At 66.5% G+C, this 281-nt stretch carries 1 protein-coding gene; it reads right to left on the bottom strand.

The features are described from left to right. Positions 1-281 (bottom strand): alpha/beta hydrolase (locus SB816_RS31070; protein WP_410548125.1); only part of this gene is annotated, 281 nt, incomplete at both ends.

Genomic DNA, 281 nt, shown 5'->3' with positions numbered 1-281 from the left:
CTCGGGATGCTCGAGCGTGTAGCGCAGCGCGCCGAACCCGCCCATCGATACGCCGCCGATCGCGCGGCCGCCGCGGTCGTCCTCGACTGCGAAATGCTGTTCGATCTCGGGCATCAGGTCGTTGAAGAACGCCGTCTCCAGCTTTTCCTTGCGATCGACGTACCAGTCGGTGCCGCCTTGCGGCATCACGATCACCACGGGCGGAATCTCGTGGCGCGCGATCAGCGCGTCGGCGGCGGTTTGCAGGTCGCCCTGGGTGATCCAGTCCATCGCGTCGCCAT

Origin of the sequence: Achromobacter sp. SIMBA_011, assembly GCF_046535435.1 — a bacterium.
Classification (GTDB): domain Bacteria; phylum Pseudomonadota; class Gammaproteobacteria; order Burkholderiales; family Burkholderiaceae_B; genus Achromobacter; species Achromobacter dolens.
The sequence above is the reverse complement of the archived record's forward strand: the minus strand, read 5'-3'. Positions and strand labels throughout refer to the sequence as shown.